At 65.7% G+C, this 19,789-nt stretch carries 14 protein-coding genes; 3 read left to right on the top strand and 11 right to left on the bottom strand.

Annotated elements, in window-relative coordinates; genetic code table 11:
- The first annotated feature begins 80 nt into the window (after positions 1-80).
- A complete protein-coding gene (gene rsxC / locus ACSX1C_RS01395; RefSeq protein ID WP_439887918.1) occupies positions 81-1,481 on the top strand; it encodes an electron transport complex subunit RsxC in 1,401 nt (466 codons plus the stop codon).
- On the top strand, positions 1,478-2,437 hold the full coding sequence (locus ACSX1C_RS01390) for an RnfABCDGE type electron transport complex subunit D (protein ID WP_439887917.1): 960 nt from the start codon (positions 1,478-1,480) through the stop codon (positions 2,435-2,437). Before rsxC ends, ACSX1C_RS01390 begins: the two co-directional genes overlap by 4 nt.
- Positions 2,438-2,993: 556 nt before the next feature.
- Here the strand turns inward: ACSX1C_RS01390 and ACSX1C_RS01385 are convergent.
- The 10 genes from ACSX1C_RS01385 to ACSX1C_RS01340 all read right to left on the bottom strand — a co-directional run bounded on the left by ACSX1C_RS01385 (position 2,994) and on the right by ACSX1C_RS01340 (position 17,032).
- Positions 2,994-4,823, bottom strand: coding sequence for an AIPR family protein (locus ACSX1C_RS01385; RefSeq protein WP_439887916.1), 1,830 nt, complete (start codon positions 4,821-4,823; stop codon positions 2,994-2,996).
- Positions 4,824-4,986: 163 nt separating this feature from the next.
- Complete coding sequence (locus ACSX1C_RS01380) at positions 4,987-5,148, bottom strand: hypothetical protein (RefSeq protein ID WP_439889463.1); 162 nt, start codon at positions 5,146-5,148, stop codon at positions 4,987-4,989.
- A 350-nt stretch (positions 5,149-5,498) separates the two neighbouring features.
- Positions 5,499-6,023, bottom strand: a complete 525-nt coding sequence (locus tag ACSX1C_RS01375) for a DUF3087 family protein (RefSeq protein WP_439887915.1) — start codon at positions 6,021-6,023, stop codon at positions 5,499-5,501.
- An 18-nt stretch (positions 6,024-6,041) separates the two neighbouring features.
- Positions 6,042-10,112: an ATP-dependent RNA helicase HrpA gene (hrpA, locus tag ACSX1C_RS01370; RefSeq protein WP_439887914.1), complete on the bottom strand. Its 4,071-nt coding sequence runs from the start codon at positions 10,110-10,112 to the stop codon at positions 6,042-6,044.
- Between the two features lie 101 nt (positions 10,113-10,213).
- Positions 10,214-11,878, bottom strand: coding sequence for an amidohydrolase (locus ACSX1C_RS01365; protein WP_439887913.1), 1,665 nt, complete (start codon positions 11,876-11,878; stop codon positions 10,214-10,216).
- Positions 11,879-11,923: 45 nt separating this feature from the next.
- Entirely contained in the window at positions 11,924-12,694 is a 771-nt protein-coding gene (locus ACSX1C_RS01360; protein ID WP_439887912.1) for a carbon-nitrogen hydrolase family protein, read from the bottom strand.
- 10 nt (positions 12,695-12,704) lie between these two features.
- Positions 12,705-13,829 carry an agmatine deiminase family protein gene (locus ACSX1C_RS01355; protein ID WP_439887911.1) on the bottom strand — a complete coding sequence of 375 codons (1,125 nt, stop codon included), beginning with the start codon at positions 13,827-13,829 and terminating at the stop codon, positions 12,705-12,707.
- A gap of 104 nt (positions 13,830-13,933) precedes the next feature.
- Complete coding sequence (locus tag ACSX1C_RS01350) at positions 13,934-15,049, bottom strand: extracellular solute-binding protein (RefSeq protein WP_439887910.1); 1,116 nt, start codon at positions 15,047-15,049, stop codon at positions 13,934-13,936.
- Positions 15,042-15,974 (bottom strand): N-carbamoylputrescine amidase, encoded by a 933-nt coding sequence (gene aguB, locus ACSX1C_RS01345; protein WP_439887909.1) that lies wholly within the window; start codon positions 15,972-15,974, stop codon positions 15,042-15,044. Before aguB ends, ACSX1C_RS01350 begins: the two co-directional genes overlap by 8 nt.
- Before the next feature lie 5 nt (positions 15,975-15,979).
- Positions 15,980-17,032: an agmatine deiminase family protein gene (locus ACSX1C_RS01340; RefSeq protein ID WP_439887908.1), complete on the bottom strand. Its 1,053-nt coding sequence runs from the start codon at positions 17,030-17,032 to the stop codon at positions 15,980-15,982.
- A 135-nt stretch (positions 17,033-17,167) separates the two neighbouring features.
- Here ACSX1C_RS01340 and ACSX1C_RS01335 point away from each other — a divergent pair, with 135 nt between their 5' ends.
- Complete coding sequence (locus ACSX1C_RS01335; RefSeq protein ID WP_439887907.1) at positions 17,168-18,037, top strand: LysR family transcriptional regulator; 870 nt, start codon at positions 17,168-17,170, stop codon at positions 18,035-18,037.
- A gap of 46 nt (positions 18,038-18,083) precedes the next feature.
- Here the strand turns inward: ACSX1C_RS01335 and fadD1 are convergent, their stop codons facing one another.
- Positions 18,084-19,775 carry a long-chain-fatty-acid--CoA ligase FadD1 gene (gene fadD1, locus ACSX1C_RS01330; RefSeq protein WP_439887906.1) on the bottom strand — a complete coding sequence of 564 codons (1,692 nt, stop codon included), beginning with the start codon at positions 19,773-19,775 and terminating at the stop codon, positions 18,084-18,086.
- Positions 19,776-19,789: the final 14 nt, after the last annotated feature.

Raw genomic sequence — 19,789 nt, 5'->3', positions numbered from 1 at the left:
TCCCTCAAAGCCCCTGGAGCAAGACTCTCTTATGTGCAGGCCGCACAGGGAGGTCTGTGTCCAAAAACTGGAGGACGGAAATGTCCAGCCATTCGTTGCAGAGCGTCGAGCGCATGCCGCCTGCCCTCCGCACCCAGCGCCCGGCCCAACAGCTGCCCTTGTGGCGTCGCCTGCTCGACATCGCCGCGCCGGCGCCGCACAGCTGGCGCGGCGGCATCAAGCTCAAGGGCTACAAGCAGCTGTCCAACGCCACGCCGATTGTCCCGCTACCGGCCGGGCACCTGCTGCTGACGATTCCCCTCGAGCGCGGTCGCCGCTGCGCCCAGCCCTGCGTGCAGCCGGGTCAGCGTGTGCGCAAGGGCGAAGTGATAGGCCAGGGCGATGGCAACACCCCCTGGGTGCATGCCAGCACCTCCGGCACCGTGCAACAGGTCGGGCCCGCCTTCGCGGCCGACTCGGCCGAGCCGGTGCTGGCCGTCACCCTGCGCGCCGACGGCCTGGACGAGTGGATCGAGCGCCCCGTGCCGGCGCCACCGCAAAGCCCCGAGGCATTGGTCGAACGGGCGCTGCAGATGGGCATCGTCGGCCTGGGCGGGGCCGGCTTCCCCACGGCCCTCAAGCTGTCCGGCGCCCAGCAACCCGACCTGCTGTTGATCAACGGCGCCGAGTGCGAACCCTTCCTGACCTGCGACGACCGCCTCATGCGCGAGCGCGCCGCGACGCTGATCGAGGCAGCCGACTACCTGGCCACCCTGCTGGGCATTGCGCAGACCCGCTTCGGTGTCGAAACCAACAAACCCGAGGCGATGGCGGCCTTGCGCGGCGCCGCCCGCCAGGCGCGCACCCCGGTCGAGATCCGTCCGCTGCCGACCCGCTACCCGGCCGGCGGCCAACCGCTGATGATCAAGAGCCTGAGCGGCCGCAACCTGGCGCCTGGCGCCCGGCCGGCCGATATCGGCGTGCTGGCGCTCAATGTCGCGACGCTGTATGCATTGGGCCGCGCGGTGTTCCACGGCGAGCCGCTGATCTCCCGCGTGCTGACGCTGACCGGGGGCTGCGAATACCCCGGTAACGTCGAGGTGCCGATCGGCTACCCGGTCAGCGCCCTGCGCGCGGTGGCCGGGGCCTTTGCCGAGGGCCAGATGATCCAGGTCGGCGGCCCGATGATGGGCCAGCCCCTGCCGGACCCCGCCGCCGCCATCAGCAAGACCAGCAGCTGCCTGATCTTCGGCGCCGAGCGCTACCTGCCGGCCGCCGAGCCCGCGGCCAGCTGCATTCGCTGCAACCGTTGCGTGGATGTCTGCCCGATGTCGCTCCGACCGCTGGATCTCTACAGCGCCGCCCAGAACCAGGACCAGCCCGGCCTGCAGGCACTGCGCCTGGACGACTGCATCGAATGCGGCAGCTGCAGCAGCACCTGCCCGAGCAACCTGCCGCTGCGCGACAGCTTCCGCCAGAGCAAGAGGGAGATGCGCCGATGAGCCTGGTCCAGCGCCCCACCCCGCACCGACTCCGCACCCTGATGCTGCTGGTCAGCCTGTGCCTGCTGCCGGGCACCGTCCTCTATGCCTGGCAGTTCGGCCCCGTGGTCTGGCTGCAGACCTTCTGGTGCGTGCTGCTGGCCCTGGGCTTCGAAGCCGGCCTGCTGCACCTGCGCGGGCAGGCTGTGCGCGAGGGCTTGAGCGACCTGAGCTGGCTGGTGTTCGGCCTGATCCTGGCCCGCGCCCTGCCGCTGCTGGTGCCGCTGTGGATGATGGCGGTGGCCAGCCTGGCCGCCCTCGCCCTCTGCAAGCACGGCAGCGGCGGCCTGGGCCGCAATCGCCTCAACCCCGCCATGGTGGGCCTGGGGATCATCGCCATCTGCTTCTACCAGCAACTCTACCCGGCGCCCGCCAACCAGGCACCCTGGACCCTCGATCTGGACGCCGGAGAGGTGCTGCTGCAGCAGTTGCAACTGGCGCCGCGCCTGAGCCTGGACGCCTTCGCCGGCGCCACCCAGCTGGCCCTCGGGGAATACAACCCGATCACCCCCAACCTGTCGGGATACGGCTATGTGGCGGGCGGTTTGATCCTGGCGGCCCTGCGGGTGATCCGCATCGAGATTCCCCTGGCGATGCTCGCCAGCACGGCCCTGCTGGCCCTGGCCGCCGGCCACAGCCTGCAGGAAAGCCTGTACAGCCTGAGCCTCGGCGGCTGCCTGTTCACCGCCTTCTTCATCGCCACCGATCCGGTCACCAGCCCCGACACCCGTGGCGGGCGCATCCTGTTCGGCGCCACCATCGGCGTGCTGACCGAACTGATTCGCGAGTTCGGCCTGTACGCCGACGGCCTGTGCTTCGCCGTCCTGGCCGCCAACCTGCTGGTGCCGCAGATCGACCGCCTGGTGCAACGCACGCAGCAGCCCTGGTATCACGAGCGCGCCGTGCTGGCCGGATAACCGCGCAGTGCAGGGTCGAGAATCTCGCGCCGCCTGCCGAGTCCATCCAGGCAGGGGCAGTCAGGCCATAACGCCACCTGCACAGCGGCACCGCCCGAGCCCCCTCCACCCGCTCGAGCCGGCCCGGGCTTGAAGGCAGCGATGCCCGTCACCTGGCCCGGGTATCATGCTGCTCAATCCAGGCCCCGCCTGCAATGGACGAGGCCTGTTCGTTTCTCCGTCCTGACGGACCCATCATGCCCAACCAGCCCGGCGAACGTGATCGACGAGTTGCAGATCGACCTGTTCCACGGTCTGGAACGACCCTACCCGCACGAACGCCTCCTGGCGGATATCAACCGGCTGGCCGGTCGGGATTTGCGTAGGGAGGACAACCTTTACCTGTCCACCAGTTCCGGGACAGACCATTCTGAGATTGACCGCAAGGATCGACTCCGCCCCGCTTTGGGCTGGCTACAACCGGGCAAAAGCTGTCACTTGTTGCCAGCAGAGTCAGCCCTAGGTTTCCCCCGACAGCATCAGTATCGTGATCTTTCCCCAATTGTTACGCGGCGTTTCATTGGGGTGAAATAGGTCCGTTGGTAGACGAGTAGGCTCTGAGTCTAGTTGTCAGACAATCAATTATCTCGTCAACCTTTTCGGCGTTTGCAAAGAATCTTGCAGGATACGCATTTGTATATCCAAACTCTATGTACTGCTCAATCTCTTCGCACAAGAAGTCGAGTCTTTCAGATAATTGCGGTTCTTTTGGTTGCACAATTTCTGTTGCGCTGTAAATTCCACATGCCTCTCTAAGCAGAAGAGAAGTCAACACTCTATTTGCGTGAGTGACGATTAAGTGTTGTTTCCTTTTCGCGGCCCTGTCAATTCCTTCAAGTTTTTCGGAGATCAGTCTCTCAATAACGCGTAAGTGCGTGACGGAGTTTATAACTTTGATCCCGGATACTGTAGGATTGAATATGGTCTTGTAAAAATTTCCGTCAAGGCTTTCGAAGAAACGTCCTCGCTTCCCTTTAAGCGTGGTAAGTATGGATGAGGACTTGGTTAGACAGGCAAGTCCGTCAAGGGCTTCATCAAGATCAATTACAATTGGCTCACGCGACCCAGTTTGGGCTGTTGTTCTAAGTAGTTGATATTGGTAACCTTCTACGGCAAGCTCCTTTGATAGCCTTATCTGCTCTGGGTGCTGAGAGGCGAAGTCTCGACCTAATACTCTGTTCTGGTGATTGTTGGCTTTTGTGATTGCCGTTGCAATTTCAGCATTTTCAGTGTCGTTGACTTTTATAAATCGCGCAGAGACTCTTATTTGGGATAGAGTGACATCTCGCCCTTCGACACTTCCTTTGAATATTTGCCCAATGGTACTTACCGTTTGAGCGCCATTGATAATGCTGACATTTGAAAACTTAAAGGTTCCCCTGGCCGTGTCTCTGCCAGCATTCCTGCGATGAGGCTGTATGTCGGACACTAGCAGTGTTATGCCGTTATTGTAATACCAGAACATCTCTGGGGCGCTGTTGGCTGTTTCCTTAATTGAAGCATTGACTTCGGTGTCACCTAGTAGATTTCGTATGTTTTTTGAGAACAGTCGAGTGCCATGAGATTCCCACCACTCAAGAATTTGGTCACCACTAACCTGCCCATAGAATGACAGGTACGGTTCTTTTTTTTGACCATAGTCCTCTATCTCAACGTCGTCTAGGTCGATACTCACATGTGTTCCTGCCTGCAGCCATTCAGTTAGGTCTTCGGCAGATACTAAGTGGACTTGGAATGGCAGTTCATCTTGTGAGAGTGTATCGGATGCAAGTGCTGCAGAGTTAAGCTCATCCTGCCAGAGTTGCATATCGCTAAGAATGGCTTCTGCAGCTCCTCTTTTCCCAGTGTGAGCCATGACGAAGAGGAATTTGTAATCCTGCGAGCTTAGACCTATGTCAATGTCAGGTGACATTACTTGAAGGACTTCATCGAATCTGTAGTACTCCTCAAGTTGCAGCTTCTCGCAAGCAAATTTAAATGCAACAAAATCGTCTTTTGTCCATGTCCCATTGCCCGCCTGGTTGAACTTGGACTGTACAATGACAACTACTTTTTCGTTATGGTTTACACATACCGCATCAATTCCGCCATCTTTTGAGCTATCGCAAACACTTTGACCTGCAATAGTTTCATCGACGGATGCTAAACTGTAAATTGAAAAGGCTGCAATGGCTCTACTAGCCATTTTAACCTCGTAGTCGGACATTTCTGGGGTGCATTCACGTTTATGTATGTAGTCCTGAAAACGTTCGCGAAGTGTTTTACCCAGTCGCTGGGCGACAATTTTCGAAGTGGCAGCAGCAGGGGTTGCATTGTCTTCTATTCGAATGTCTTTAATGAAGGCCATAAGCCAAGCTTCTCGTCCTTGTATTTAATGGGATGCCAGGTGCGCAATCATGGATGTTTTTCTTTCTAAAAGCTTTCCCGTTAGTGATGCGTAGGGTGTTTAATGCTAGCTTTGGGTTTTTTCTAATCCCAAATAGTTCTGCTTACGCCTATATTTAACCAGTCTACCAGCTACACACTACTAATACTCTCCGCCTGATTCCCCCCACAACCCGCCCATTCCAGATCATTTCGAAGTGCACCGTCTGCATGATCGAGGTGACCTCGCGTGGTGTCAGCAATGCCCAGCATAGATTGCCGGGGGCGCGTACCGAGCGGTAGCGCAGACTGGGGCAGTCCTGTTGTCTGGCTTCGGCGCCGAGGCGAGTGACTGGCTGTAGTCGTCCGGCGCATAGATGACGACGGAGCTGGGCAGGGTGGTGGCGTCGCGCAGGCCGGAATACCTAAGGGAATCTGCTCACGGGCCACCAGTTCCAGTCGGCCCAAAGAAAAGGGGGATAGATTTATTGGGATGGCTGGCCGGTTTGAGCCAGTCGCATGAGGCATGCTAAGGGTCGCTGGCCGCCTGTCACAACCGGCTGCCGGCCTTCCGCTGCGACTGATGGCATCGAGGCGCGGCCTGCCCTATAGCGCGACGGGAGCGCGCCCGCTCACTGCAATCGCGGAGGTCCGCCGCTTATGAATAGCGCTTGACCGCCTCCAGCCAGGCCGGATCGAGTCGGCTCTGCTGCGGCTCCAGGCCGCGCTGTTGCATGGCCTCGCGGTGGCTGTCGATCTCGCGCACCATCTGGCTCAGCTCGCCGCTGTTGCCGTCCAGCTGGTGCATCTGGATCAGGCCCAGGTGGTAGAAGCGCAAGAGCTTGAGCGCATGCTCATCGCCGGCCGCCACCCCGGCCTTGACCTGGTGCATCTGGTTGGTGATGCGCATCAGGCTGCGCTTCAGATGCCAGCCATACACCGCCGCCGCCATAAACGGCCGCGACCACAGGTGCAGGCGCACCAAGGCGAGGGTCAGGAGCAAGCCGACGAGCACGCCGGCCAGGTTCCACCTGAAGTTGTCGCCGCCGGGTGTGCCCAGCAGCTGGGTGCTGGCGGTGGCGCAGAGCATCGCCAACAGCAGGAACAGCGCCGCGATCAGCAGGGTGCTGCGGCGGGTCTGCCGGCGGTAGTGCTCGGGGTTCATGGGCTGGATTTCGAACATGTTGGACTCCCGGCGCGGTCAGGCTTCGACCGCGCTCCACTGTTTGCTCAGGCGCTTGTCCGACACCGCCATCCTGGTGCCCAACTGCTGGGCGAACAGCGAGACGCGGTACTCCTCGAGCATCCAGCGGTACAGCTGCAGGTTCGGATCGCGCTTGCCCTCCTGGCCGTGCTTGGCTAAACGGGCCTGGTATTGCTCCCAGCAGGCGGTGAGTTCGCCGGTCCACACCCGGTCGCGCTGCACCTGGCTGCCGACCTTGTCCAGGCGCTGTTCGATGGCCTTGAGGTAGCGCGGCAGCTCCTTGAGCCATTCGCCCGGGGTCTCGCGCACGAAGCCCGGGTAGACCAGATTGGCCAGCTGCTGCTTGATGTCGTTCAGAGTCATGGCCTGGGCCAGGTCGATCTTGCCCTTGAAGCGCTTCTGCAGGCCGTGCCAGAGCTTGAGGATCTCCAGGGCGAGCCTGGCCAGGCGCTCGGCGTGGGCGGTCCAGTCACCGCGCTTGCGCTCGGCCAGGGCCGCCAGGGCGGCGCCGTCGCGCGGCAGGCTGGCCTCGCCCTCGAGGATGCAGGCGTCCAGGCTGGCCAGGAGGATGTCCTCGACCAGCGCCTCGATACGCCCCAGCTCGCGGTGCAGCAGGCCCAGTTCGGTCAGCCCCGGCAGCTTGCCGCGCAGGAACTTGCCCTGCTCGGCCAGCTGCTGCAGCAACAGGCGCTGCAGGGCGCGGCGATGCTGGTAGTCGGCCTCGGCCTGGGTCGGGAAGCGCCCCTCCTTGACCACCCCGCCCTCCTCCACCAGGGCCGGGAACACGGTCATCGACAGACCGGCGATCTTCTGCTGGGTCTTCTCGGCGACCTGGGCGAAGGCCTTGGCCTCCACCGCCTTCGGCGCCTGGTCGGCCCGGGGGATGGCCAGGGCGGCCTGGCTGGCCTCGGCGAAGCGCGCGCACAGCTCGGCAAGCAGGCGGCCCTCGCCCAGCGACTTGCCACGGCTGTCGACCACCTCGATGTTCATCCGCAGGTGATCCTCCAGTTGCGCCTCGGCCTCGCTCCAGGCCTCCTCGCCGATGCGCACGCCGGTCATGCGCAGCAGCTCGCGGCCCAGGGCCTCGGGCAGCGAGCCCTGGGCGAAGGCGATCTTGGCCAGCGCCGCGCCGACGAAGTCCGGCACCGGCACGAAGTTCTTGCGCAGGGCCTTGGGCAGGTTGCGCACCAGGGCCACGCACTTGGCCTCCAGCAGACCGGGCACCAGCCACTGCAGGCGCTCGGCCGGCAGTTGCGGCAACAGCGGCGCCGGCACCCGCAGGGTGACGCCGTCGCGCGGGTGGTTGGGCTCGAAGTGGTAGGCCAGCGGCAGGCTCAGCTCGCCCAGCTGCAGGTTGTCGGGGTACTGCGCCGCGGTGACTTCCTTGGCGTCGCGCGCGAGCACATCCTCCTCGCGCATGATCAGCAGCTGCGGGTCCTGGGCGCTCTCGCGCTTGTACCAGCTGTCGAAGCTGGCGGTCTGGTAGATGTCCGCCGGCAGGCGTGCCTCGTAGAAGGCGAACAGGGTTTCCTCGTCGGCGAGGATGTCGCGCCGGCGCGCCTTGGCCTCCAGCGCGTCGAGCTGCTCGAGCAGTTGGCGGTTGGCGGAGAGGCACTTGGCCCGGCTGTGGATATCGCCGCCGACCAGGCCCTCGCGGATGAACAGCTCCCGCGACACCGGCGGATCGATCGGGCCGTAGTGCACCGGGCGGCGGCCGACCACGATCAGGCCATAGAGGCTGATCTGCTCGTAGGCCACCACCTGGCCGCGCTTCTTCTCCCAGTGCGGCTCCAGATGGTTCTTCTTGACCAGGTGCGGCGCCAGCGGCTCGAGCCAGTCCGGCTCGATCCTGGCCACCATGCGGGCGAACAGCTTGGTCGTTTCCACCAGCTCGGCGGCCATAAGCCACTGCGGGCGTTTGCGCCCCAGGCTCGAGGAGGGATGCACCCAGAAGCGCCGCTGGCGCGCGCCGAGGTAGTCGCCCTCCTCGGTCTTCTGGCCGATCTGGCTGAGCAGGCCGCTGAGGATGGCCTTGTGCACCTTGGCGTAGTCGGCCGCGCGCTGTTGAGCCTCGTCCTTGGCCGCCTGCGCGGGCGCACGGTTGGCGCCGTCAGCCTTGGTGGACAAGCCTGCGGCGTTGTCCACCCTGCCCTTGCTGCGCGCGTCTTCCGCCCTACGCTGGCCGGAACCCTGCGCCCTGCGGCTGTCGGCGAGGTTCAGCTCGCGGGCGATCAGCACCAGCTGGCGATGGGCGTCGCGCCACTCGCGCAGGCGCAGGTAGTTGAGGAAGTTCTTCCGGCACCAGTTGCGCAGGGCGTTGGAGCCCAGGGCCTGGCGCTGCTCCTCGAAGCCGCGCCACAGATTGATCAGCGCGGCGAAGTCCGAGTCGACGTCCTTCCACTGGGCGTGGGCCTGGTCGGCGGCCTGCTGGCGGTCGGCCGGGCGTTCGCGCACGTCCTGCACCGACAGCGCGCTGGCGATGATCAGCACCTCGTCCAGGCTGCCCTGCCTGGCGCCTTCGAGCACCATGCGGCCCAGGCGCGGGTCCACCGGCAGGCGTGCCAGCTGGCGCCCCAGGGGGGTCAGCTGGCCCTCGCGGCTGACCGCAGAGAGTTCCTGCAAGAGGTTGAAGCCGTCGCTGATGGCCTTGCCGTCCGGCGGCTCGATGAAGGGGAAGGCGTCGATCTCGCCGAGGCGCAGGTGCAGCATCTGCAGGATCACCGCCGCCAGGTTGGTGCGCAGGATCTCCGGGTCGGTGAACTCGGGCCGGCCGAGGAAATCCTCCTCGCTGTACAGGCGGATGCAGATACCCGGCTCGACCCGCCCGCAGCGGCCCTTGCGCTGGTTGGCGCTGGCCTGGCTGACGGCCTCGATGGGCAGGCGCTGGACCTTGGCGCGGTAGCTGTAGCGGCTGATGCGCGCGGTGCCGGAATCGATCACGTAGCGGATGCCCGGCACGGTCAGCGAGGTCTCGGCGACGTTGGTGGCCAGGACGATCTTGCGCCCGGGCATGGGCTGGAAGATCTTCTGCTGCTCGGCCGGGGTCAGGCGGGCGTACAGCGGCAACACCTCGGTGTGCTTGAGCTGGGCCTTGCGCAGCACCTCGGCGCAGTCGCGGATCTCCCGCTCGCCGGGCAGGAACACCAGCACGTCGCCGGGGCGCTTGCCCTCGCTGCGCTCGAAGGCGACCAGCTCGTCGAGGCTGGCGAGTATCGCCTGGTCGACCGAGAGATCCTCCTCGACCCGGTTGCCCTCCTCGTCCTGCTCGGCGGCCAGCGGCCGGTACCAGGTCTCCACCGGGTAGGTGCGTCCCGACACCTCCACCACCGGCGCCCCGCCGAAATGCCGGGAGAAACGCTCCAGGTCGATGGTGGCCGAGGTGATGATCAGCTTCAGATCCGGCCGGCGGGCCAGCAGGGTCTTCAGGTAACCCAGCAGGAAGTCGATGTTCAGGCTGCGCTCGTGGGCCTCGTCGACGATCAGGGTGTCGTACTTGTCGAGGAAGCGGTCGTGCTGGGTCTCGGCCAGCAGGATGCCATCGGTCATCAGCTTGATCAGGCTGCGCTCGTTGCTCTGGTCCTCGAAGCGCACCTGGTAGCCGACCAGTTCGCCCAGGGGCGTGCCGATCTCCTCGGCCACCCGGGTGGCCACGCTGCGCGCCGCCAGACGCCGGGGCTGGGTGTGGCCGATCAGGCCGTGCAGGCCGCGGCCCAGCTCCAGGCAGATCTTCGGCAGCTGGGTGGTCTTACCCGAGCCGGTCTCGCCGGCGATCACCACCACCTGGTGCTTGCTGATGGCGGCCTTGATCTCCTCGCGTTTGGCGGCGATGGGCAGCGCCTCGTCGTAGCGCATGGCCGGCACGCTGAGCCGGCGCGCCTCGACCTTGGCGGCGGAGGCCTGGAAGCGCTCCAGCCACTGCGCCAGCTTGGCCGCATCCGGCGCCGGCTGAGGCGCCCCCGCCTGCTTGCGCAGCTCGTGCAGCTGGCGGCGCAGGCGGTGGCGGTCGACGATCAGGGTCTGATCGAGGTTGTGCAGCAGCTGGTCGAAGGCGGGTAGCGAGTCGGTCATCGGGCAATAGAGGCGAGATTCGAAAGGCGGGGATTGTCGCAGATTTCCCCAGGGCTTGCGCCCGATGCCGCGCAGCCGCTAGCACCGCGCGCAACCGTCAGCTAGAAGTCGTCGGCGCGATACACCTCCTCGCCACCGAGCAGGGTCCAGAGCACCCGGGTCTTGCCGAGTTGCGCGAGCGGCAGCTGGAAGATGTCACGGTCCAGCACCACCAGGTCGGCCTGCTTGCCCACCTCCAGAGAGCCGGTGTCCTGCTCCTGGCGCAGGCTGTAGGCGGCATCCAGGGTGTAGGCGCGCACAGCCGCCTCCAGGCTGGGCAGGCTGCGCTCGCCCAGGCTCAGGGCATTGTGCATGATGCCCAGGGGCGACAGCGGGTTGACGTCCCAGTCGGAGCTCAGGGTGACCCGCGCGCCGCTGTCATGCAGCTGGCCCAGCGGCAGCAGTCGATAGGCGCGCTGACCGATCAGCGGCTCGTTGTCCTTGAGCAAAGACGGCGCGAAGTAACGGCTCGGCTGGAAATCGGCGGTGACGTTCAGCTGCCGGAAACGCGGCAGGTCGGCCTGATCCACCAGCTCGACGTGGGTCAGGCGGTGCCGCCCCTGGCCGCCGCCGGCCTCGATGGCGTCCAGGGCATCGCCCACCGCCTGGTCGCCGATGGCATGGATATGCATATCGAAGCCTGCCTCGGACAGCTCGCCGACATAGCGGCGCAGCCGCTCGGGACCGAAGTAGTACAGCCCCTTGCGGTCGACCCCCGGCAGGCTCTCGCGGTAGGGCTGCTGCAGCCGTGCGGTGGTGTTGTGGATGATGCCGTCGACATAGAACTTGATCTGGTTGACCCGCAGCAGGCTGTGCTCGTCGCCGGGTCGATACAGGGACTTGAGTTCGGCCAGCTGCTGCTCGTCGTCCAGCGACGGGTAGGCCCACAGGCCCAGGGCGGTGCGCGCCTTCAGTTCGTCGCGTTCGGCGGCCTTCTGCCAGGCCTCGAGATGGCCCCGGCGCCAGAACACCCGGGCATCGGCCACCGAGGTGATGCCGTTCTTCGCCAGTTCGTCCTGGCCGGCCAGCACCGCCTGGTAATAGACCTCTGCGAGCGCCCTGGACGGCGGCAGGGCCTGGTCCAGCGCCAGGTCGCCGGCATTGTCCAGCACCAACCCGGTGGGCCGGCCGTCCTCGTCGCGCATGATCACGCCGCCGACCGGATCGGGGGTGTCGGCATCGATGCCGGCCAGCTCCAGGCCCTTGGAGTTGAGCCAGTAGGAGTGCGAGGTCTCCTCCATCAGAGTCACCGGACGGTCCGCCACCACGGCGTCGAGCAGGTCGCGCGGGGCTTCGTCCTCCTCCAGCAGGGTATGCAGGGCGAAGCCCCAACCCACCAGCCAGTCGCCCTCGTCCTCGGCATTGCAGCCCTCCAGCTGCTCCAGCCACTGCTCCACCCCATCCCCGGGGCTGAGGGTGCAATCGCCCTGGGCCTCCGAGGAGGCATCCAGCACATGAGCGTGGGTATCCTGGAAACCCGGCAGCACCAGGCGTCCCTGCAGGTCGACCCGCTCGGTCTGCGCGTCGACATAGGCCTGCAGCGCCTGGCCATCGCCCACGGCGAGAATCCGCCCGTCCTCGGCGATGGCCAGGGCGCTGGCCCAGGGCTGCTGCTCGTTCACCGTGTAGATCTTGCCGTTGTGCAACAGCGTGGCCGCCGGCGCGGCGGCCTGCAGGGCGGAACTGGCCAGCATCAGCAGGCCGGTAAGACTCAGGGCAACTCTCATATAAACCTCATCTATCGATTCCAGCGGGACCTCCGGCCCCGCCGCTTACTCCAGGTAACGTGGGTAACTGTGTTTGGCCGCCTCGGCATAGGCCAGGTCGACATCCAGGGTGACGAAGGGGGTGTTGGCGCTGGTGGTGGCCAGCACCGTGCCGTCCGGGTCGATCACCCAGCCCATGCCCGCCATGCCCGGGGTCGCCCCCTCGGGACGATACTGGTTGGACGACAAGCAATAGGCGCCGGCGACTATCGCCGCGGTGCGCCCCGCCGCCAGCCAGGCATCGTTACCCAAGGCCGGCGTGGCACGGGGCATACAGAGCACATGGGCCTGCTGCCGGCCATAGTCGCGGGCATGCTCGAGAAACCACAACTCCGAACAGATCAGGCTGCCGACCCGGCAGCTCGCCGGCCCGACGCAGGCGAAGTCGCCCTTGCCGGGGCTGTACCAACTGGACTCCCAATAGCCCTCCTCGGCGGGCAGGTGAAACTTGTCGCGGTCATCCACCAGCCCCGCCTCGGCACTCCAGTGAAAGGCGCGGTTCAGCCGAGCACCTTGCTTGTCGACGAACGGGCGAGTGGCGAACAACGTCAACCCTGGCAACTCGGCCAGGCGCTGCAACGCATCCAGATGCCGCCGCACCGACAGCGCCCAGCGTTCGGCGTCGACCTGCGGCGCAGCCGCCAGCCAGTCATCGAAGGGCATTTCCGGCAGCAACAGCAGCTCGCTGCCGGCCAGGCGGCAATGCTCGAGCAGCGCCTGCAGCTGCGCGGCCAAGGCCTCGGGACGGCTGTCCCACTGACAGACTGTCACCCTCATGGTGCCCCCCTCACAGCGCCGGTTGATGCCCGGTCACGCAGTGGATGCCGCCACCGCCCGCCGCCACCGCATCGATGTTCAGCTGCACGATCTCGCGCTGCGGGTAGAGCCGCGCGAGCAAGTCGCGGGCGTAGGCGTCGGCGGCGGCATCGCCGAACTGCGGCACCAGCACCGCGCCGTTGATGGGGAAGTAGTTGATATAGCCCGGGGCGAAGCTCGGGTTGTTCTGGGTGAACTTGTTGCGCCGCCATTTCCGCGGTGGCGGCAGGGTATGGACCTGCAGCTTGTTGCCGTCGGCATCGGTGGCGCTGCGCAGGATTTCCAGGTGCCGGCGGGTTATCGGGTACTCGTAGGAACTCGGATCGTTGTCCAGCTGCGCGACCACCACCCCCGGCTCGGCGAAGCGTGCATAGAAGTCGACGTGGCCATCGGTGATGTCCTTGCCCTTGATGCCCGGCAGCCAGATGATCTTGCGCAGGCCGAGCATGGCCTTGAGCTCGGCCTCGACCTCGCCCTTGCTCATGCCCGGGTTGCGGTTGGCGTTGATCCAGCTGCTCTCGGTCATGATCCCGGTGCCCCGGCCGTCCACCTCGATGCCGCCGTCCTCCCCGGTCAGCTGGCTGCGGATATAGCTGGCGCCGGCCTCGTAGCTGAGTTCGCTGGCGACGTAGGCATCGTTGGCGTGCCGCTGCTTGTTGCCCCAGCCGTTGAAGTTGAAGTCCACCAGGCCCAGGCCGCCCTGGCCGTCGACCACGAAGCAGCCGCCGGTGTCGCGCATCCAGATGTCGTCCAGCGGCACGACCTTGAAACGGGTGTTATGGGTACCGCACTTGCGCTGGGCCAGACTCAGCTGGTTGGCGCGGCAGAGCACCGTGACCGGCTGATAGCGGGCGATGGTCCTGGCGATCAGACCGATGCAGTTCTGCACATCGCCGGTGAAATCCTGGTAGATCGCCGACTGGGCGCCGAAGGCGACGAAGGCCCGGGCCTGCGGGCCGTTCTCGTCCGGCATGTACCAGCTGCCGTCCAGGGCCGCCCGTGCCCGCGCGGCATTCAGCCCCAGGCCCAGGCTGGTCACCGCGCCGAGCCCGGCCACGACGGAAAACTGCTTGATGAAGTCACGACGTGTCGACATGCGTTTATCCCTCTCGCGAGTAGTACGTGGGTTGTCCCGCGCTGGCCCAGGCCCGTTTCTGGCCAGCGCGGCGCCTGCATGAGCACGGGGCGACCGGCCGGGCGTCACTGGGCAGCCGCGGTGGTGCCGGTGGCGGTCTTGAAGTTGGTCCAGGTGCGCATGCGCGCACGCATGTCGCGCTGCGGGATGTCCTTGCCGGGGAACAGCCGCGCGTAACTGGCCTCGCTCGGGTAGATGTCCGGGTTGTCGCGCATCTGCGGATCGACGGCGGCACGCGCCTTGGCGTTGGAGGTGGGGTAGCCGGTGAAGTTGGAGATGGCCGCCATGTTCTCCGGGCGCATGACGAAGTTGATGAAGGCGTAGGCGTACTCCGGATGCTTGGCGTCCACGGGGATCGCCATGGTGTCCATCCATACCGCGGAGCCCTCGCTGGGGATGCGGTACTGGAAGTCCACCTGCTTGCCGGCGGCGTCTGCCGTGCGTTGGGCCTGGGTCATGTCGCCGCTGTAGCCGAGCGACAGACAGAGGTTGCCGTTGACCAGATCGGTGACCGGCTGCGACTGCAGCTTGGTCACATAGGGGCGCAGCTGCATCAGCAGGGCTTGCGCCGCCTCCAGGTCCTCAGGCTTGGCGCTGCGCGGGTCGCGCCCCAGGTAGTGCAGCGCCACCGCCAGCACTTCGTCGGGGGAGTCGATCAGGGAGATCCCGCAGTCGGCGAACCTGGCCGCCAGCTCCGGCTTGAACAACATATCCAGACTGTTCACCGGCGCGCCCGGCGCCCGCTGGCGGATCATCTCGGCGTTGTAGGTCAGGCCGACCGTGCCCCAGGTGTAAGGCACCGTGGCCTCGCGGGAGTTGGGGTACTGCGCGTGCAGCGCCCGCAGGCCCGGCTCGATGTCGTCCAGTTCGGTCAGCTTGGCCTTGTCCAGCGACTGCAGGGCGCCGGCGCGCATCAGGCGTTCGGCCACTGTGTCGCCGGGGAAGATCAGGTCGTAGCCGCTGCCGCCGGACATCATCTTGGCTTCCAGCGTTTCGCTGCTGTCCATCACGTCGTAGACCACGCGAATACCGGTCTCGGCGGTGAACGTGGTCAGGGTGTCCTCGGCGAAGTAGTCCGCCCAGTTGTACAGGTGCAGCACCTTCTCCTCGGCCAGCAGCGGCTGGGTCAGCAGCCCCAGGCCCAAGGCCAACGCGGCCAGTGGTGTGCTGTGCTTATTCATCCAGAACTCCTCGCGCCGTCCAGCGCACATGGGTTTGACGACCGTCCAGGCCCAGCAGGGGCCCGTACATTTCCGGGCGGCGATCGCGGTAGATGCCCCAGGTCAGGCGCTCTTCGCGCATGGCCGGCAGATCCAGGGTCTGCACCAGCACGCCGGTCGAATCGCGGTCGGCCTCGACCAGCTTCTTGCCCTTGTGATCGGTGATGAACGACGAGCCGTAGAAACTCATCGCCAGCTCGGGGTCGTTGCTCGCCACCTCGCGGCCGACGCGGTTGGCGGCGACCACCGGCAGGATGTTGGCGGCGGCATGGCCGCGCATGCACATCTGCCAGTGATCGCGCGAGTCCAGCGTACCGACGCCCGACGTAGCGACGCCCGGTTCGGAGCCGATGGCGGTGGGGAACAGCAGCACCTCGGCGCCCTGCAGGGCCAGGCAACGGGCGGTCTCGGGGAACCACTGGTCCCAGCAGATGCCCACCCCGAGGCAACCGAAGGCGGTGTCCCAGACCCGGAAACCGGTGTCGCCGGGGCTGAAATACTCCTTCTCCTGATAGCCGATGGCGTTGGGAATGTGGGTCTTGCGGTAGACACCGAGCAAGCGACCGTCGGCGTCGGCCACGCTCAGCGAATTGAAATAGGCATTGCCGGCCTTCTCGAACCAGGACAGCGGCAAGACCACGCCCAGCTCCCTGGCCAGGGCGGCGAAGCGTTTGAGCACCCGGCTGTTGCCGTACTCCTCGGCCAGCGCCAGGTGCTTGTGGTCCTGCTCGATGCAGAAATAGGGCGTGGCGAACAGCTCCTGCAGCAGGATCACCTGGGCGCCCTGGGCGGCCGCCTGGCGCACCAGCTGCTCGGCCTGGTCGAGATTGCGCCCGAGCTCCCAGCTGCAGGCGAACTGGGTGGTGGCGATGCACAGCTTGCTCATGCCCCTCACCCCTTCAGCGGCCAGGCCGGCTGTTGCTGGGTGATGCAGTGCACCCCGCCGCCGCCATGGGCCAGGTGGTCGATCCGCACCGGCACCACTTCGCGGCCCGGGAAGGCCATGGCCAGCGTCTCGGCGGCCACCCGATCGGCGGCGATGCCGTAGGCCGGCATGATCACGGCGCCGTTGGCGATGTAGAAGTTGGTGTAGGAGGCGCAGAACACCTCGGCCGCGCTGTCCACCGCATCGCTGGCCTCAAACAGCTCGAGCAGCTCGAACCGGCGACCGCGGGCATCGCTGGCCAGCTCCAGGGCGCGGCGATTCTCGCGCACCACCTCGGCATAGGTCGAGGACTGGTCATGGGTGGCATCCACCAACAGCGCACCGGGGCGGGCGAAGGCGCAGACGCCGTCGACGTGGCCGTCGGTCATGTCGCCGGTGACATGGTCGGGATCGCCCGGCAGCCAGATGGTCTTCTTCACCCCGAGCAGGCGGGCGAAGATGGCCTCCATCTCGGCCTTGCTCAGGCCCGGGTTGCGGTTGGGATTGAGCAGCACCGACTCGGTGGTGATCAGGGTGCCCTCGCCGTCCACGTGGATGGCGCCGCCCTCGTTGGCCAGCGGCGTGCCGAAGCACTCCAGCCCCAGGCCGTTGAGCACGCGCCGGGCCAGGCTCTCGTCCAGGTCATGGGCCGACTTGCCGCCCCAGGCATTGAAACGCCAGCTGACCCCGGCCAGGCCCAGCTGCGGGTGGCAGACGAAGCTCGGCCCGCTGTCGCGGCACCAGCTGTCGTTGACCGCCAGCTCGACCAGTTCGACGCCCGGCCCGCACAGCGTCCGGGCGGACGCCAGGGCGCTGGGGTCGACCACCAGCCTGACCGGCTCGAAGCGGGCGATGGCGTTGGCCACCCGGGCGAAGTCGGCCTGCACCTGGGCCAGGGTCACCCCCCAGGTGTTCTCCCAGAGCGCCTGGTTATGCGGCCAGACCATCCAGGTAGCGGCGTGCCGAACCCATTCGGCCGGCATGTACCAGGCGTTCTGCTGCGTGTCGTTCTGTTGCATGACGAGTGCCTTTCAGTTAAGTAGTTGTTATCACTGAAAACCGCCAAAGCGGCCATGACACCCATGCTAGGCCTCTAAAAATCACAGAACAAACGATGGATTTTGCCCACAAATGATTAGCAGGACTTATCAAACATGCTCAAGCACTGGCCGCCGCTGAACGCCCTGCGCGGCTTCGAAGCCGCCGCCCGCCTGGGCAGCTTCCACAAGGCCGCCGAAGAACTGCACCTCACCCAGTCGGCCATCAGCCAGCAGATCCGCAGCCTGGAAGGCTATCTGGAACAGCCGCTGTTCCATCGCAGCGGCCGCAGCGTCAGCCTGACCGACGCCGGCTACGACCTGCTCAGCACCACCCAGTCGCTGCTGCAACAACTGGCCGTGGGCATTCGCCGTCTGGAGCAGTACCGCAAGCCCAACCAGCTGGTGGTCAACACCACGCCGGCCTTCGCCCGCCACTGGCTGCTGCCGCGCCTGGGCGATTTCCAGCGCCGCCACCCCGAGATCGATCTGTGGCTGTTCACCACCGACGAGCCGCCGGACATGGCCAGCCAGACCATCGACATCGCCGTGCGCGACGACATCGCCGCCCAGGCCGAGTGCAGCTTCCAGGTGCTGCTGCGCGATCGCCTCTACCCGGCCTGCCACCCCAGGCTGCTGGAGATGCCGGCCGCCGCGCGCAACACCCTGCACGGCGAGCGGGAGATGGACTGGAGCCACTGGGCGGTGGAGGCCGGCATCGATGTCGGCCAGCAGGGCCACGGTTTGAACTTCTCCGACCCCGGCCTGCTGCTGGACGCCGCCTGCCAGGGCCTGGGCATCGCCCTGGTCAGCCAGTTGCTGGCCGCGCAGGCCCAAGCCGGCGGCCTGCTGCAGCCCTTGGCCGAGCAGCGCGTGCGCGGCCCCAGCTGGGCCTGGCTGATCCACCGCGACAGCGAGAGCAGCCCGCTGACCCGCGGCTTCTGCGCCTGGCTGCGCGGCGCCCTGGGGGAAAACACCGGCGCATAAAAAACGCCACCCGAGGGTGGCGTTCTGCAGCCGGCGACATGGCGAGTCAGCTGGCCTTCTTCAGCTTCTGCAGCTCCTCGTCGCGCAGCTCGCGGCGCAGGATCTTGCCGACGTTGGTGGTCGGCAGCACGTCGCGGAACTCCACGGCCTTGGGCACCTTGTAGCCGGTGACGTTGGCGCGCATGTGCTCCATGACCTGCTCCTTGGTCAGGGTCACGCCGGGCTTGGCCACCACGAACAGCTTGATCGCCTCGCCGGACTTCTCGTCCGGCACGCCGATGGCCGCGCACTGCAGCACGCCCGGCAGGGTCGCCAGCACATCCTCCAGCTCGTTGGGGTAGACGTTGAAACCGGACACCAGAATCATGTCCTTCTTGCGGTCGACGATGCGCATATAGCCGTCTTCCTGGATCAGCGCGATGTCGCCGGTCTTCAGCCAGCCCTCGGCATCGAGGATCTCGTCGGTGGCCTCCTGGCGCTGCCAGTAGCCCTTCATCACCTGCGGGCCCTTGACGCACAGCTCGCCCACCGAGCCCAGCGGCAGCTCGTTGCCGGCCTCGTCGATGACCTTGCACAGGGTCGAGGGCACCGGAATGCCGATGGTGCCCATCTGGATGTTGGCGATCGGATTGACCGAGGCCACCGGGCTGGTCTCGGTCATGCCGAAGCCCTCGCACACCGGGCTGCCGGTGACCTGGGTCCAGCGCTCGGCGGTGGCCAGTTGCAAGGCCATGCCGCCGGACAGGGTGATCTTCAGCGAGGAGAAATCCAGCTTCTGGAACTCTTCGTTGTTGCACAGGGCGACGAACAGGGTGTTGAGACCGACGAAGCCGCTGAAGCGGTACTTGGACAGGTCCTTGACCATGGCCGGCAGGTCCCGCGGGTTGGTGATCAGCACGTTGTGATTGCCGATCAGCATCATCGCCATGCAATGGAAGGTGAAGGCGTAGATGTGATACAGCGGCAGCGGCGCGACGATGATCTCGCGGCCCTCGTCCAGGTTCGCGGCCATCATGGCGCGGGCCTGCAGCATGTTGGCCACCAGGTTGCGGTGGGTCAGCATCGCGCCCTTGGCCACGCCCGTGGTGCCGCCGGTGTACTGCAGCACGGCGAGCTCGCCACTGCCCGGACTGGCCTCCGCGACCGGTCGGCCGCGGCCCTGGGCCAGGGCGTCGGTGAGCTTGACGGCGTGCGGCAGCTTGTAGGCCGGCACCATCTTCTTCACGTACTTGACCACGCTATTGACCAGCAGGCGCTTGAGCGGTGCCAGCATGTCGCCGACCTCGGTGACGATGACCGTCTTCACCCCGGTCTTGGGCACCACCTGCTCGGCCAGGTGGGCCATGTTGGCCAGGCACACCAGCGCCTTGGCGCCGGAGTCGTTGAACTGGTGTTCCATCTCCCGGGCGGTGTACAGCGGGTTGGTGTTGACCACCACCAGGCCGGCGCGCATGGCGCCGAACACCACCACCGGATACTGCAGCAGGTTGGGCAGCTGCACGGCGATGCGATCGCCCGGCTTGAGGTCGGTGTGCTGCTGCAGGTAGGCGGCGAAGGCACCCGATAGCTGGTACAGCTCGCCGTAGCTGAGGGTCTTGCCGAGATTGCTGAAGGCGGGCTTGTCGGCGAAGCGTTGGCAGGACTGTTTCAGTACCGCCTGAATATTCGGGTACTGATCCGGATCGATCTCGGCAGCAATCCCAACGGGATACTTGTCCTTCCAGAAGTTATCGGTCATGGAAGCCCACTCCT

The organism is Pseudomonas sp. MBLB4123, from assembly GCF_051904775.1.
Taxonomy (GTDB): Bacteria; Pseudomonadota; Gammaproteobacteria; order Pseudomonadales; family Pseudomonadaceae; genus Aquipseudomonas; species Aquipseudomonas benzenivorans_B.
This window is presented reverse-complemented; position numbering and strand designations above follow the sequence as displayed.